This window comes from Granulicoccus phenolivorans DSM 17626 = NBRC 107789 = JCM 15570, from assembly GCF_000423085.1.
Taxonomy (GTDB): Bacteria; Actinomycetota; Actinomycetes; order Propionibacteriales; family Propionibacteriaceae; genus Granulicoccus; species Granulicoccus phenolivorans.
Map to the genome: position 1 here is coordinate 1 of NZ_AUHH01000020.1, position 15,084 is coordinate 15,084.

Consider the following 15,084-nt stretch of genomic DNA (forward strand, 5'->3'; position numbering starts at 1 on the left):
GCGATGACCAGCACTTCAGGCAACGGATTGATTGCCCTGCGCATCGCGGGTCGCTTTTCGCCGTACTGCCACCAGCGTTCCGGCAATGGCCTTCTCAATGCATAGGTACCGTCAGGCTTCAATCGCTGTCGCTCAGGCTTCACGGCTTCCTGAACTCTCGCGTACGGCAGCTGGTAAGATTCTGCATCCTGCTGCGGGCGATCGTTGAAGTCGATGACCCAGCGAGACGCAGAACTGTCCGGCCGTGAGTTGAGGTCCTCTCCGTTGAGGTAGGGGAAGAGCACCTCGGCATTGCGTGCATCGGCGGCAATCCACTCTTGTGCCTCGCCTACCTCAAGCACGAAGCCCATCCCGAGCACGTAACAGCCTATGAACCCGACGCCCGAGTTCTCACTCAGCCGAACGGGATTACCCTGTACGCGGCCCGCAGGTTCAAGCAGGGTGCTAATAAGGCGTACGTTGATGTCGTCGGCGACGCGGGGCGCGTCGGTTGCGACAATGTCAAACGTGCCCCACACCGCGGCATACTCAAGGTTTGCACTGGCAGCGGGCCAAGAGCGGGACTGGATGGCTCGGGTGATTGTGAACCCCGCCGCAACCATCGAGTCAAGGCCAACCTGGCGGCTGTCGCCCTGAGCGACCGTATTCGTCGCTATAAGCCCGAGATTGCCCTTCGCTTGCAAGAGCGCAGTGGCGCGTAGGAAGAAGTAGGCGACGAGGTCGGCACTTCCTCGCCTTCCTTGGGCGAGCACATTGACGAACCAGTCGCGAACATTGGTCCCCATCGCTCCAGTCAGTTTCTGCCCGCCGAGGAAGGGCGGGTTGCCAATGATTGCGTCGAAACCTCCGTTGTCGATGATGACGTCCGGGGCCTCGACGACCCAGTGGAGGGGCTGCCACTGCTCGTGGTCAGTCACGACTGTCGGTGTTAGCCCATCGGTGATTAGGGAGGTGAGGAAGGTCGAATCGGCCTCGCCCCTGTCGGGGTAGGCGGACCGCACAGCAAGTCGCAGGTTCTCGTACGCCTCGTTGAGTGCCTTCCCCGGCTTACCGCCCTGAGAAAGGCCGACTGCCACAACACCGTCAGCGATTCGACGAAGGTCGGCGGTCACTCGCCGGAAGTCCGCCAATTGACGTCTCTTGGCAGTGCTGGTTCGGGCCGGGTCGTTCTCATCGATCTCGGCCAGGAGCGTGCGTCGTAGTTCTTTGGCCCGGTCAATGATCGAGTCGATATCGACGTCGTAGGCGGAGTAGCCCGCCATTTCCGTCTTCACGCTTGGGTCAATGTGAAGTCGACGCAGTTGGTTGAGATCAGTAACGCCGAGGAGCGAGTTGCCGAGGAAGACCTTGTCGTCGACGAACGAAAAGGGCAGGTCGCGGTCGAGGGACACCAGCCAGAGGGAGAGCTTGCACATCTCGACCGCCATGTCGTTGATATCAGCCCCGTAGAGGCAGTTGGCGACGACCTGGCGGAGTGCGCGCGTGTAAAGGTCTTTGCGAGTGGCGTTGTGTGGGTCCTCGACCGTCCATGCTTCGACGACACGCTCGGCGAGGTATCTTGCAGCAGCCACTAGGAAGGCGCCCGAACCGCAGGCGATGTCCGCAACTTTCAGGCCCAGCAACTCGTCGGAGGACTTGAGCTTCCAATGCCCCTCATCGGCGGTCTGGTGTGGCCCTGGCGAGTAGCAGAGAGGCTGGAGCGCGTGGAGTACGACCTCCTCGGCCAGGGACTTGGGCGTGTAGTGGGCACCCGCGTTCTTTCGGGAGGGTGTCTCCTTGACGATAAGTCCGCCCTCGAGAACCACAAAGGGCCGTTGACGGAGGTCAACCCGCATCAGTCCAAGCCACGTCTGGACTCTGTCGCGCAGGGCTGGATCATCTCCGACCGCCTGGCTCAAGGCGCTGATGATGCTTGGCTCGACATCCGCGGTGATGGACTTGGCGATGGCAGCTGTCGAGGCCGGCTTGGCGGATGGTTGGTCGCCGGCGACGAACTCTCGAATTGCCGCTGACAGCTTTTTCGGGTCAGGATGCTCGACCGCAAGGGCTTCGAGGGTGCCGAGGGCGATCTCTGGCTCCTCACCCAGTTTGCCCTTGAGACCAACCGTGACGTTGTCCGCGACGACCGCCGTATACCCGAGGAGGCCTTCGTAGATGTAGCCGATCTGCTCAACGTCGATGTCGCGGAAGGAAATGCGCCGCGCCTCGCCTTTGATTTCCGCCACCTGAACCGAACGCAAGACGTGGAGCATGACGCGGTCAGACACCGTTATCGCCAAGGTGCCTTGTTCGTTGACAGCGGTGAGAAATGGAAAGCGACTCGGGTCGAACAAAGAACCGCCGTAGGCCGGCATCCGCAGGTTCTCGAAGCTCGCACCTTGGTAGAGAGCCTGACTGGTGGCGAGCAGCCGGTGCCAAGTCAGCGAGGTCGCGTCCAGCGCCTCCTCGCTCTCGTCGGTCTCACGTGCAAGAAGGCGCTCCAGTTCACGGGCGATCCCGTACCCCTGCTCAAACAGCTCACCTGACGGAAGTAGTCCGCGTTCCTCGGCAAACAGTAGGAAGATCGAGCGCATCATCACCGTCACGGCGGCCTCGTAGCTGTCGTGAGTGCGCTGCGGGAGTGGGTCAGGCATTCCCCTACGGCGGGCATCCGCGACGGACTCCGAGAAGGACTGGATGAGCAACTCGACGGCTCGGCGGACCTGAGCCCCCAGGGCTTCGGTGATCTCCCCGGCTGCTGCGACGGACTCCTCGAACAGGACGGGGAGACGCTCGTTCGGATTACCTCCGATGAGGTGCTGACGTCCGATGAGGGCGAAAAAGGCGTCGCGAGCGCGAGGTTCTTCGATCCAGGTCAGCGCGTCGACGATGCCGGAGGCCGCCATCGCGCCTTCGCGGGCGCAGATCAGGCCCCACCAACGGCCGTCGGTGACGATGCCGATGGGGATCTTGCTTTCCCGGAGCATGGCTTCAACGCGGTCGATAGGGCTGGCAGCCCACAGGTCGCCGGGTGTCTGGCGTAATGAGTCGACCGGATCGATGAGATGGACGAGCGCCCCGATACCGTCGGCGCCGATTAGCGAAGCCTGAGCACGGATCGTCACGACGCGGTTGGGCGACTGGGCTTCGACACCCGGGACCTCACCCCAGGAGAGAGACTCGGCCCATCCCGCAACCTCACGCAGGATCGTCTCCACCCACATGTCGCGCGCAGCGCGGTACAAGTCCCGGGCGCTATCTGATTCAGGAGTGCGGTCGAGGGCCTCCCATGCACCTTCGAAGTTCTTGCGGGCATCCATGAGCACGGTCTTGCGTTCGATCTCGAGGCTGGGCATCCCCTGGGGCCAGACCCGCTTCAGCGGTGGGATGGCGAGGAACGGTCCTTCGGTGTCGACCAGGTCGAGCCAGGCCCGGTGCTGGTCGGTGGCGTTGATCGGCCTGCTACCGCGGGTCGCGGTGCTCTTCTTGGGGCGAACCATCACTCGAACCACCCTTCTGCGTCCGCGCGGGTCAATGCGAACACGACGGCAGCTGCTGTGGTGTGGGGTTTCACGTCGGCATAGCGGTCGGTGATGGTGGCGATCTCTCGGGCTTCTTCGTCGTCCAGTTCGTCTAGGCGGCGGTTCATCGCGCCGATGTCTCGCCTCCACTGGCGTTGTTGGTCAGGGTCGATGAGCAACTGGCCCTCGGCATCGTCCTCTTCGGTTTTCAGCCGTACGAGCGAGTCACGGAGGTTGGTTCGGAAGGCAGCGAAAATTTCCTTGGCGCGTTGGACATCTGCGGCATGGCGCTTGGCCAGCTGACCGGTGATCAGTTCATGCCGACGCCCGGCGCGGGCTTGCATCGACTCTTCGAGGCGCCGGCGCAGCGGGGCGTCGTGGACGTTCCACAGATCGCAGAGTTGGTCGCGAATTCGGTCGTCAGCAAGCGTTAGCCGTTCGCGATCCAGTGCCTTGTCGAGGGCAGCCTCAGCTTTCTCTGCCGCCATTGAACGCCGACCCTTCACGCGCACGCCTGCGAGGAAGATCTCTTCGTGTAGGCGCACTCCACCACGACCGACAAGCACCATGCGTGTGACTGCCGCAACGAACGACTCTTCGAGGTCGTCGACCACGACCGCCGTCACTCGATTGAGCGGCGAGTCGACACTCCACAGAGAGCGCCGCAGGAGACGCTGAGCCTTCTGCACGATGGGGTGCCCAAGGTGGACGTACACGAGGTCGGCGCGTCCTTCGGCCGCGTCGGCGTCGAAGGTGATGGGGCGCAGTTCACCCGGCTTGAGTCGAGTGTCGAGTCCTCGCAGAGCGTCATGCCAACCGGTCGTCAGGGACGGGACGGTGAAGATCTCGGCGTCGGTGTCCTGTGCGAACTCGTGATTCTCGATCAAACGTGACTGGTGGTTGATCCGCAGCGCTGTGTCCACCACGCGGCGCAGGTTGGCCGGGTCAAGGTGCATCTCAGTCCGCGACTCGTCGTAGCCCTGCTCCAACTGGGTCAGGCGAGCATTGAGCTCCATGCCACCGGCGAGCACCGAGTTGATGACTTCGTTGGGGTCGACCCCCTTCGACTTGACCTTGGCCGAAGTGCGGACACCAAAGTGCCCCTGGATCTCCTCTCCTACCACTTGGTTTGCGGAACCGAGGTCGTATTCGACCTGGGCGATCTTGCGAGCGATCCGCTCCATGAATTTCAGGTCGTCGGCATACGTCGAAGAGTCGATCACCGGGACGAAGTGGAAGACCTGTGGCTCCTCGGTCTGGCCGTAGCGGTCGATGCGACCGATGCGCTGCTCGAGTCGCGAGGGGTTGAAGGGAATATCGAAGTTCACAAGCCGATGGCAATAAGTCTGGAGGTCGATACCCTCCCCCGCTGCGTCGGTGGCGAGCAGGACGCGAACTGGTTCCTTGGCGGGGTCGGCCGTAAACTGTGAACGGATGTACTCGCGGTCGTCGGTGGCGGTGGATCCTTGGATGACCGCGAGGCGATCATCGGTGTAACCCTTCTGGTTGAGGACGCGCGTCAGCCAGTCGACGGTGTGGGCATACTCGGTGAAGACGACCACGCGCTCGTTCGACCAAGACTTGCCGTCCGGGCGGCAGACGGCGTCGAGGAAGTTGAGGAGGCGGTCAAGGCGGGAGTCCGCTCGACTCTCATAGCTCAGTCCCCACTCCACGAGGGTTTCGAGTTGGCGGGGCTCAGCTGCCACGAGCGGATCGGACCCCTTGGACTCGCGCAACTTCTCGGCCTCGTTTTGGTCCCACAACCCCTCTTCCTCGTCGGACTGACCCTCTCCGAAGATGTCCTCGTAATCATCCTCCGAGAGCCCTCGGCCGGCCTTCGAAGCAAGGTAGTGGCTCAACGTCATGCCGAAGGCGAATGGGCTGGAGAGGAAGCGCTTCTTCAGCAGCATCGTGACCATGTCGCCACCGGGCTTGGTGCCGTTCTGCTTCGCGCTCTTGGTGACAATATCGTCGAGCATGGCGAACATCTGTTGCTCGGAGTCCATCGGGGTGACATAGAGGGTGTTGACCTTGCGCCTCTTGAAGCCCTTCCCTGGCAGATCGGTCTTCAGACGCCGGACAGTAACGTCCTTCAGAGCGGCCGAGTCCAGGTTCGCGCCTCGGGCGAAACGGCGAGGCTCGATCATCTCCATCAACGCCGTGAATGACTCAGGGTGACCGTTGTGCGGCGTTGCGCTCAAGAACAGACGATGCTCGCACCGTTCCGCGAGCTGGCGAACCGCGACTGTGCGCTGGGTGTCGACCGCATACCCACGGCCCCCTGCAATGGCTGACGGGCTCGAGGGCGCGACGTGGTGAGCCTCGTCAACCACCAGGATGTCGAACGAGTACCGCTTCCCGGTCTTGGGATTGGTCGCCTGGGCATAGACCTCACGGAGCAGTCGCTGGGCACGGACCTGTGGAAGCCATGCCATACTGACGATAACGCGCGGAAAGAGCAGGAATGGATTGGCGTGCAACCCGTGTGTGCGACGAACTTGGGCCATCAGTTCGGAGTTGACGATCGTGAACTCCAGGCCAAACTTCTCCCGCATCTCGTCCTGCCACTTCAACGCAAGGCTGGGCGGACAGACGATGACGGCCGTGCGGGCGCGGTGACGCAGAAACAGCTCCTGAATCACGAGACCCGCCTCAATGGTCTTGCCAAGACCGACGTCGTCGGCGAGAAGAAGGTTCGCACGCGGTGCGCCGAGAGCGCGGCGGAGTGGCTCGAGCTGGTACGCCTCGACGTTCACGCCTGACCAGAACGGCGCCTGGTAACGGTTCGGGTCTGCGCTCGTAACAGCGCCCCAACGCATGGCGTCGATGAAGCCCGCGAGAGTGACCGGTTCGTCAAAGGCATCGGCGTAGATGACGTCCGGGAGACCCTGCGCGGGCGTGACAGTGTGGCCGACTTCAAGCTCCCAGACAACAGAGAGCTGCTCTCCGAGACGATCCTCGTCGAGCGACTGAAGATCGACGACGTGCGAGAGCTGGGCAGTGGTCTCGTCAGCGGGGCTTCGCGGCAGGCCCTGGGCCTGAACATTGGCGACCGCCCATGTCGACCCGCGCACCTCCACGACTTGGCCAGGCTCGGGAAGGGTCGGCAAAACCGCCCTGCTGTTCTCCTGACGCTCGTCAACGAGCGTGGCTGTTTCAACCCCGGTCACATGAGTAAACCTATCTACCGGGGCCGACAAAATCTGGGAAAGGTGTCTGGATTGCCCTTTCAGAGCGTGGACCCGGGATTCGGCAAATTAGGCCCCACGGCAGCCCCAGCTGAACGACAAGCGTGTTGGCACGGGTCAGGCCGCATCCGCACGAGTTCGAGATGTAGTACGACATCTGATCGGTCGGATCTGCGACAGGCCCCTGACCAGCGCGAACGCCGCCGAGCATCTAGTGCTCGGCGGCGTTCCCATTGCCCGGGTTCGGGGAGCTGCTGATCGCCGGTACGGCCCGACACATTCGCCAATTCCTTACTTCGGCATACTTCTGACATGGGTCATATGTACGCAACCATCACCGCGAAGGGACAGATCACCCTGCCTGTTGCGGCGCGGCGTGCCCTTGGTCTTCGGGAGGGTCAGAAGGTGGAAGTACGAGTGGAAGGTAACTCGCTCGTCATCGAAGCCCCACCGGACATCGCAGCACTGCGCCAACGTTTGCGCACCGAGGGCGAAGCGCTCGGAACCTGGGGGACCATTCCCGTTTCTGGTGACGGGTGGGCGGCCCACGTCAGGCAGCAGTACGGCGACGGCGATGCCAGTGCCGACGCTTGACACCAATATCCTGCTGCGCTGGCTACTCGATGACGCACCCGCGCAGACCACGGTGGTCAACTCCTTGCTCGAAACCGGGATCCGGTGCACGATTCCCGACGCGGCGTTGATCGAGACGACTTTCGTCCTGGAGGCCACCTTGCGCTATCCACGCCCAACGGTGGTCACGACGCTGAAGACAATCCTCCCAGGCCCAGTTCCAGATCGATCGTGCAGTCTGGAACCCCACCATCAGCGCGTACGCAGACCACCCCAAATTCTCCATCGTTGACTGCTTTCTGGCCAGTTGGGCAACCGCTCGTGGCGATACCCCGCTCTACACCTTCGATGCGAAACTCCCGCGACAACTACCCGGAGTCGAAATCCCACCTGGGGTCTGATTGCGCGGCCAACCTCGCTGAGAACCTGGCTGGCCCCACTTTCGGGACAGGGAGCGGCGTCCAGAACTGAGACCGCACATGAATCGATGTGGCACGACGAGTTCAACGACCTCCCCCCGGGGTCGACCGGGGCTCTCCCGCACCCTGGTTGGACGGACGCCTCCGGCAACACTCGCGGGCGGGCATCGCCGACCACATGGAGGGGTGATTGCGTCCGCACACCCGCTGGCTCGTTCGCCCTCCCCGACGACGCCGGATCGAAGTCCCGCCGAAGAATGCGAGAAACGGAACGTCACGGCCAGGGACCGCGACATGGCTGAGGTTTGAGTCCGGGACTCGCGAGTCACTCCTGGGGCAGGACCGGCGCACCCGCACGGGGCGGAGAAACACGAGTGTCGAATTGCGTACTCGCGAGCGCACGCTCGGAGACGGTGACCAGGTCGAGAATGTCCCGAGCCAGGTACGCCGTGGCCCCGCGATCGATCCGACGCCGAGTGAGGATCCCGGCATGGTGAAGCTCGTCCAAGGCAGCGAATGCCGCCTGGTGGGATACGCCGAGAATCCGGGCCAGTGTGGCAGCCGTGAGCACGGGCGCTTCGGGCAGGTTCCGGAGCAGCCGAGACACAGCTGAGTCCGCGCGTGGGACCGGCCGAAGACCCGAGTCCCTGCGAAAGGCGGTGAGCCGGTCGCCCCACTCCGCACGCATCGCCTCGATCCGATCCGCCAGGGTTTCGGACTGTTCGACGGCAATCGCGGTCGCCTCGACAAAGGTGTGCAACCACCTGTTGACGGCCGCATTGGCCTCGGCGCTACCCGTGGCCGACGCGTGGCGAAACGAGGTGAGACCTTCGATGTAGCGATCGCGCAGGGTGGCCAGTACAAGACTGACCGGAACGACCGCACGGTCGGTCAGGCCGCGACGGGCCAACACGGTGTGAATGAGCGCACGCCCGACCCGGCCATTCCCGTCGGTGAACGGGTGAATCGTCTCGAACTGGGCATGGACCACCGCCGCCTGGATCAGGGGCGAATGCGCGGCACCGTTCAGATAGGCAATGAGATCGGTGACCAGGCCACCGACCCGCTCCGGGTCAGGAGGGACGAAGGAAGCGCCGATCGGGGACCAGCTCGAGGTGCCGATCCAGTTCTGGACCGTACGCAGACCATGATGCCGAGGCTCGTCGGGCAGAAGCGACCGGTGCAGCTCCACGACATCCGTGACCGACACCTGGTCGGCCAGGACAAGCCTTGTTGTAGCTTCGGAGACGACGGTCATATTGTTGGCCACCAGCCTGGCCTGCTCCGTCACCCCGCGCACCGTCTCGGACTGGCCCAACTCGGCCAGTGCCACTTGCTGAGCCGATGGAGCGATCCCCTCGATCCGGGAACTGGCGATAGCTTCCGATCTCAGGAGAAAACGGGCGATCCCGGCAAGGCCTTCGGCTCCGGGCCCGTTCAGAGCCCGGATGCTCCGCTCAACTCGACCGACCCGACGGGACAGCATGCCGTCGATGGCCAACCCCGCGCCGTCAACGAGGTCAGGGATATATCGGAAGTAGGCGCCTGATCGCCGTGCGGCCGCCGGAACACCGGCGTCCACAGACGACTCCCAGTGGCCCTCCTCCCAGGACGCCATCGGCACTTTCCTTTCACGCAGCAACTCTGTGCTCAAGGGTAGATCTTTATCCTTGAGCAATCGGAAGATCTATCAAAGGATCCGAGGCATCCGACACCGCTGCAAAAAAACTTGGCCGGTCTCGACGCAGCACCGGGGGCAACCTGCCCAGCCGGTCCAGCGTCCAGCGACACCACAGCCCGGCGTACGCCCGGTCAGCCGGACTACGATCGCCCTTATGGACCAAACTCCCGAAGCCACCCCGTCCACCGGCACCTCCCGCGTCAAGCGCGGCCTGGCCGAGATGCTCAAGGGCGGCGTGATCATGGATGTCGTCACCCCCGAGCAGGCGAAGATCGCCGAGGACGCCGGCGCGGTCGCCGTGATGGCCCTCGAACGGGTCCCCGCCGACATTCGCGCCCAGGGCGGCGTCAGCCGGATGAGCGACCCGGACATGATCGACGGGATCATCGAGGCCGTCTCGATCCCGGTGATGGCCAAGGCCCGGATCGGGCACTTCGCCGAGGCCCAGGTCCTGCAGGCGCTCGGGGTGGACTACATCGACGAGTCCGAGGTGCTGACCCCGGCCGACTACGCCAACCACATCGACAAGTGGCAGTTCGCCGTTCCGTTCGTGTGCGGGGCGACCAACCTGGGCGAGGCACTGCGCCGGATCACCGAGGGCGCGGCGATGATCCGCTCCAAGGGCGAGGCCGGCACCGGGGACGTCTCCAATGCCGTCACCCACATGCGTACCATCCGCGCCGAACTGCGCCGCCTGTACTCGATGGAATCCGACGAACTCTACGTCGCCGCCAAGGAACTGCAGGCCCCCTACGAACTGGTCCGCGAGGTCGCCGAGGCCGGCAAACTCCCGGTCGTGCTGTTCACCGCCGGCGGCATCGCCACCCCGGCCGACGCGGCGATGATGATGCAACTGGGCGCCGAAGGGGTCTTCGTCGGTTCCGGCATCTTCAAGTCCGGCAACCCCGCACAGCGGGCCGAGGCGATCGTCAAGGCGACCACCTTCTTCGACGATCCCGACGTGATCGCCAAGGTCAGCCGCGGCCTGGGCGAAGCGATGGTCGGCATCAACGTCGACGAGATCCCCCAGCCCCACCGGCTCGCCGAGCGCGGCTGGTGAACCACCCCCTGCACGTCGGCGTCCTCGCCCTCCAGGGTGACGTCCGCGAACACCTCGAGGCCCTGCTGCGCCTCGGGGTGGACGCGGTCCCGGTACGCCGGCCCGCCGAGATCGCCGCGGCGGACGGGTTGATCATCCCGGGCGGGGAATCCACCACGATGATCAAACTCGCCCGCAACTTCGACCTGCTCGACCCCTTGCGCGACCGCATTGCCGCCGGCCTGCCGACCTTCGGCACCTGCGCGGGGATGATCCTGCTCGCCGACCGGATCATCGACGGCACCGCCGACCAGACCACCCTCGGCGGTCTCGACATCACCGTGCGGCGCAACGCCTTCGGCCGGCAGACCGACAGCTTCGAGACCGATCTGGCGCTCACCGGCCTCGACACCCCGGTCCATGCGGTCTTCATCCGCGCCCCCTGGGTCGAGTCGGTGGGCCCGGCGGTCGAGGTACTGGGCCGGGTGCCCGACCGGGCCGACCTCGGCCCGGCCGCCGGCCGCATCGTCGCCGTACGCCAGGGCGCCCTGATGGCCACCTCCTTCCATCCGGAGGTCGGCGCTGACGGCCGGGTCCACGAACTGTTCCTGGACCTGATCCGGACGCGCTGACCCCAGCCGCTCCCCCGCGTTCGTCGACCCCGATCGGCCCCCACGCGCAGACCCGCACCACTCCCGCTGCTCCGCCGACCCCGGATTTGCGCGATCCGGATCCGCGGTCCACACTTACTGGGAACGGTTCTCACTTTCACGATGGAGTCACATGCGTACCCCAGTTCTGCCCGCCCTGTTCGTGTCCGGCGCCCTCGTTCTCGCCGGCTGCTCCAGCACCGCAGCGTCCTCGGCCTCCGACACCCCGGTGGCGATCGCGACCACCACCGAGCTCGGCAGCGTACTGGGCGACATCACCAAGTGCGCCGGCACCACCTCGGGCACCCTGATGCCCGCCGGTGTCGATCCGCACGACTACACCCCCTCCAACGCCGAGGTGGCCCAGCTGGCCAAGACCAAGCTGGTCGTGGCCTCCGGCCTGGGTCTGGAGGGTGGCATGGCCAAGACCCTGGAGAACGTGAAGTCCGACGGCGCCACCGTCTACGAGGTCGGCCCGGACATCGGCCCGATTCCGTTCGGGGAGGAGGCCCACGCCGACCATGACCACGCCGCCGAGACCCCGGCAGCGACTCCCGACGCCGGCCAGACCCCCGCCGCGACCACGACCCCGGACGCGCACGACGACCACGGCCACAACTTCACCGGCAACACCGAGGAACACGCCGAAGCGACGCCGGCCACCACGGCGACCCCCGACGAGCACGGCCACGGCTCGCAGGATCCGCACTTCTGGATGGATGTCTCCAAGATGGCCACCGCCGCGGAGAACATCGGCGCGCAGTTGACCAAGGTCACCGGCGACGACAAGTACACCCCGTGCGGCAAGCAGGTCGCCGACTCGTTGCGCGGCACCGACAAGGAGGTCCGCGCCACCCTGGACACCGTCCCGGCGGAGAAGCGGATCCTGATCACCGATCACGAGGCCCTGGGCTACTTCGCCCAGGCGTACAAGTTCGAGATCGCCGGTGTGGTGATCCCCGGCGGCTCCACCGACGCCCAGGCCTCCCCCGCCGAACTCGCCGCGCTGGCGCAGACCATCCGGGAGAAGAACGTCCCGACGATCTTCGCCAACTCCGCGGTCAGCCCGCAGACCGTCGAGGCGGTCGCCAAGGAGGCCGGTACGAACGTGAAGGTCGTCTCGCTGTACGTTGACAGTGTCGGCCCGCAGGGCTCCGGGGCGGAGACCTACGCCACGATGATGACCACGAACGCCAAGTTGATCGCCGAGGGCCTGCGTTGATCGCTTCCCCCGGCCGCGCCGCGAGGACAGGACTGCACCTTCGATGACCGTTGATTGGTGGCTGGAACCCTTTCTGCTGGGGTTCCAGCAGCGCGCCCTGATCGGCGGCCTGATCGCCGCGGTGATGACCTCCATGGTGGGCGTCTGGATCGTCCTGCGCGGCATGAGCTTCTTCGGCGATGCCTTCGTCCACGGCGTCACGCCGGGGATCGCGGCCGCGATCCTGCTCAACTTCTCGCCCTATCTGGGCGCGGCGTTGGCCGCGATCGTGATGGTTCTGCTGATGGAGTTCGTCCATCGGCAGACCCAACTCAAGGAGGACACCGCGATCGGGCTGCTGTTCGTCGGGATGATGGCCCTGGGTGTGGTGATCATCTCGCTGTCGCGAAGTTACGCCGGATCGCTGACCGGGATTCTGTTCGGCGACGTGCTCGGCGTCAGTTGGAGCGACATCCAGGCGCAGGCGATCATCGCCGCCCTGGTGATCCTGCTCTCCCTGGTCCTCTACCGACCGCTGCTGGCGCTGGCGATCTCCGCGCCGAAGGCGCAGACCCTCGGGATGGCTCCCAAGCTCACCCATGCCCTGCTGCTGGTGATGATCGCCGGTGCGGTGATCGGTTCCTTCAGGTCGGTCGGCACCATGCTGGTCTTCGCGCTGCTGGTCGGACCGCCGGCCACCGCGGCGATTCTGGTCCGCACGGTCCGACAGATGATGGTCCTGTCCCTGCTGATCTCGGCGTTCACCGTCTGGTTCGGCCTGATTCTCAGCTTCCACCTCGGCACCGCCGGTTCGGCCACCATGGCGCTGCTGGCCATTGTGATCTTCTTCGTGGTCCTGGTCGTCCGGATGCTCGTGCGCCTACTGCGCCATCGGCAGACCCAGGAGGTGACGGTATGAGCACCCCCGAATACTCCATCCGCACCGAGCACCTCACACTCGCCTACGAGGACAAGGTCGCCGTCCGCGATGCCACCTTCCAATTGCCCTGGGGCGGGGTCACCGCGATCATCGGCCCCAACGGCTCGGGCAAATCGACCCTGCTGCATGCGATCGCCGGTACGCTGCCGCCGCGCTCGGGCTCGCTCAGCCTCGGCGGCGGCACCCGGAACCGGGTCAGCTACGTGATGCAGACCGTCAACGTCGCCCCGGGTACGCCGATCACCGTGCGGGAGGTGATCGGGATGGGCCGCTACGCCGAACTCGGCTGGTGGCGCCCCTTCCGGACCACCGACCGCAAGCGGGTCGATGCGGCGATGGAACGTCTGGGAATCACCGACCTGGCCGGTCGCCACCTGTCCGAACTGTCCGGGGGCCAGCGCCAGCGGGTCTACGTGGCCCAGGGCATCGTGCAGGATCACGATCTGCTCCTGCTCGATGAACCCCTGACCGGTCTCGACCTGGTCTCGGCCCGGGTGATCGATGAGATCATCCACACCGAGTCCGCGGAGGGCTGCTCGGTCCTGGTCACCACCCACGACCTGGATGAGGCCCGCGCGGCCGACAATGTTGTGCTGATGGCCGGGCGGATCCTGGCGTACGGACCCCCGGAGCAGGTACTGACCCGAGCCAATCTGGCGGCCGCGTACGGACTGGGCTCGTTGCACGAATCCGGGAAGGACTTCGTGGACGACCCGGCCCACCCCGACGAGGTCTCCGACCCGAATCCGGACCGCAGCCGGTAGTTTGGCGCTCATGATGACTACGTTTACCCGGCCCTTGATCGAACGCCGGCTGTTCGGTCCGGGTCCCTGCAATCCCTACCCCGAAGCCACCGCCGGGCTTGCCCTGCCGCTGCTGGGTCACCTCGACCCCCTGTTCATCACGATGATGGACGAGACCTGTGACGGCCTGCGTGAAGTGTGGGGAACGACGAACCGGCGGACCTTCCCGGTCTCGGCCACCGGCTCGGCAGGGATGGAGGCGGCCTTCGTGAACACCACCGGCCCCGGTGACGTGGTCGTCGTGGCGGTGAACGGACTGTTCGGTCAGCGCATGTGCGATGTCGCTGCCCGCAACGGGGCCGAGGTGATTGCGGTGGAGTTCGAGTGGGGCACCCCGATCGATCCGCAGCGGGTCGCCGAAGCCCACCCGAATCCGAAGATCATTGCCGCGGTGCACGCCGAGACCTCCACCGGGATCCGCAACGACATCGCCGCCCTGGGCGAGCTCAAGGGCGATGCGCTGCTGCTGGCCGACTGCGTCACCTCGATCGCCGGGATCGAACTGCGGACCGACGACTGGGGCATCGACATCGGGTACGCCGGGACGCAGAAGTGTCTCGGCGTCGCGCCGGGTCTGGCACCGTTCACCATCAATGACCGGGCCTTCGAGCTCCGGATCGAGAATCCCCGCTCCTGGTACCTGGACCTGGGCCTGCTCGGCGGCTACCTCGGCTCCAACGGTACCCAGTCGGGCCGAACCTACCATCACACCGCGCCGACCGCAATGGTGGCCAGCCTGCACGCCGCCCTGGGCCGGATCCTCCAGGAGGGCCTGCCGCACGTGTGGGAGCGGCACGAGCGCGCCGGCCGGGTCCTGCAGGAGGGCCTGCAGAAGCGGGGCCTGGAGCTGTTCGCCACCGAGGGGCACCGGCTCCCGGACCTGACCACGGTCAAGGTCCCCGACGGGGTCGACTCCGCGGCGGTCCGCGGCGAACTGCTCGAGCGGTTCAACATCGAGATCGGCGCCGGGGCCGGGGCGTACGCCTCCTCGGTCTGGCGGATCGGCCTGATGGGCCCGAACGCCACCGAGGAGAATGCGCTGCTGGTGCTGGCCGCCCTCGACGAGGTGCTCCCCGGCGCCTGACCCCTC

At 65.4% G+C, this 15,084-nt stretch carries 10 protein-coding genes; 7 read left to right on the plus strand and 3 right to left on the minus strand.

Features of this window, described 5'->3' with window-relative positions:
• The coding region (locus G531_RS0109475; RefSeq protein ID WP_035758456.1) for a DNA methyltransferase at positions 1-3,479 on the minus strand (3,479 nt) is incomplete at its 3' end.
• Positions 3,479-6,670, minus strand: a complete 3,192-nt coding sequence (gene drmD, locus G531_RS0109480; RefSeq protein ID WP_026927076.1) for a DISARM system SNF2-like helicase DrmD — start codon at positions 6,668-6,670, stop codon at positions 3,479-3,481. The genes drmD and G531_RS0109475, both read right to left, overlap by 1 nt.
• Positions 6,671-7,009: 339 nt before the next feature.
• Here drmD and G531_RS25165 point away from each other — a divergent pair, with 339 nt between their 5' ends.
• A complete protein-coding gene (locus G531_RS25165) occupies positions 7,010-7,282 on the plus strand; it encodes an AbrB/MazE/SpoVT family DNA-binding domain-containing protein (protein WP_211221813.1) in 273 nt (90 codons plus the stop codon).
• A 723-nt stretch (positions 7,283-8,005) separates the two neighbouring features.
• Here the strand turns inward: G531_RS25165 and G531_RS0109485 are convergent.
• Positions 8,006-9,334 (minus strand): Fic family protein, encoded by a 1,329-nt coding sequence (locus G531_RS0109485; protein ID WP_211221814.1) that lies wholly within the window; start codon positions 9,332-9,334, stop codon positions 8,006-8,008.
• Between the two features lie 181 nt (positions 9,335-9,515).
• Here G531_RS0109485 and pdxS point away from each other — a divergent pair, with 181 nt between their 5' ends.
• The 6 genes from pdxS to G531_RS0109515 all read left to right on the plus strand — a co-directional run bounded on the left by pdxS (position 9,516) and on the right by G531_RS0109515 (position 15,078).
• Positions 9,516-10,421 (plus strand): pyridoxal 5'-phosphate synthase lyase subunit PdxS, encoded by a 906-nt coding sequence (gene pdxS / locus G531_RS0109490; protein ID WP_026927078.1) that lies wholly within the window; start codon positions 9,516-9,518, stop codon positions 10,419-10,421.
• Positions 10,418-11,032: a pyridoxal 5'-phosphate synthase glutaminase subunit PdxT gene (pdxT, locus tag G531_RS0109495; protein WP_035758457.1), complete on the plus strand. Its 615-nt coding sequence runs from the start codon at positions 10,418-10,420 to the stop codon at positions 11,030-11,032. Before pdxS ends, pdxT begins: the two co-directional genes overlap by 4 nt.
• 151 nt (positions 11,033-11,183) lie before the next feature.
• Entirely contained in the window at positions 11,184-12,272 is a 1,089-nt protein-coding gene (locus G531_RS0109500) for a metal ABC transporter substrate-binding protein (RefSeq protein WP_026927079.1), read from the plus strand.
• A 43-nt stretch (positions 12,273-12,315) separates the two neighbouring features.
• Positions 12,316-13,170, plus strand: a complete 855-nt coding sequence (locus tag G531_RS0109505) for a metal ABC transporter permease (protein ID WP_035758458.1) — start codon at positions 12,316-12,318, stop codon at positions 13,168-13,170.
• On the plus strand, positions 13,167-13,955 hold the full coding sequence (locus tag G531_RS21615; RefSeq protein ID WP_035758459.1) for a metal ABC transporter ATP-binding protein: 789 nt from the start codon (positions 13,167-13,169) through the stop codon (positions 13,953-13,955). Before G531_RS0109505 ends, G531_RS21615 begins: the two co-directional genes overlap by 4 nt.
• 10 nt (positions 13,956-13,965) lie before the next feature.
• Positions 13,966-15,078, plus strand: coding sequence for a pyridoxal-phosphate-dependent aminotransferase family protein (locus G531_RS0109515; protein WP_026927081.1), 1,113 nt, complete (start codon positions 13,966-13,968; stop codon positions 15,076-15,078).
• The last annotated feature ends 6 nt before the right edge of the window (positions 15,079-15,084 follow it).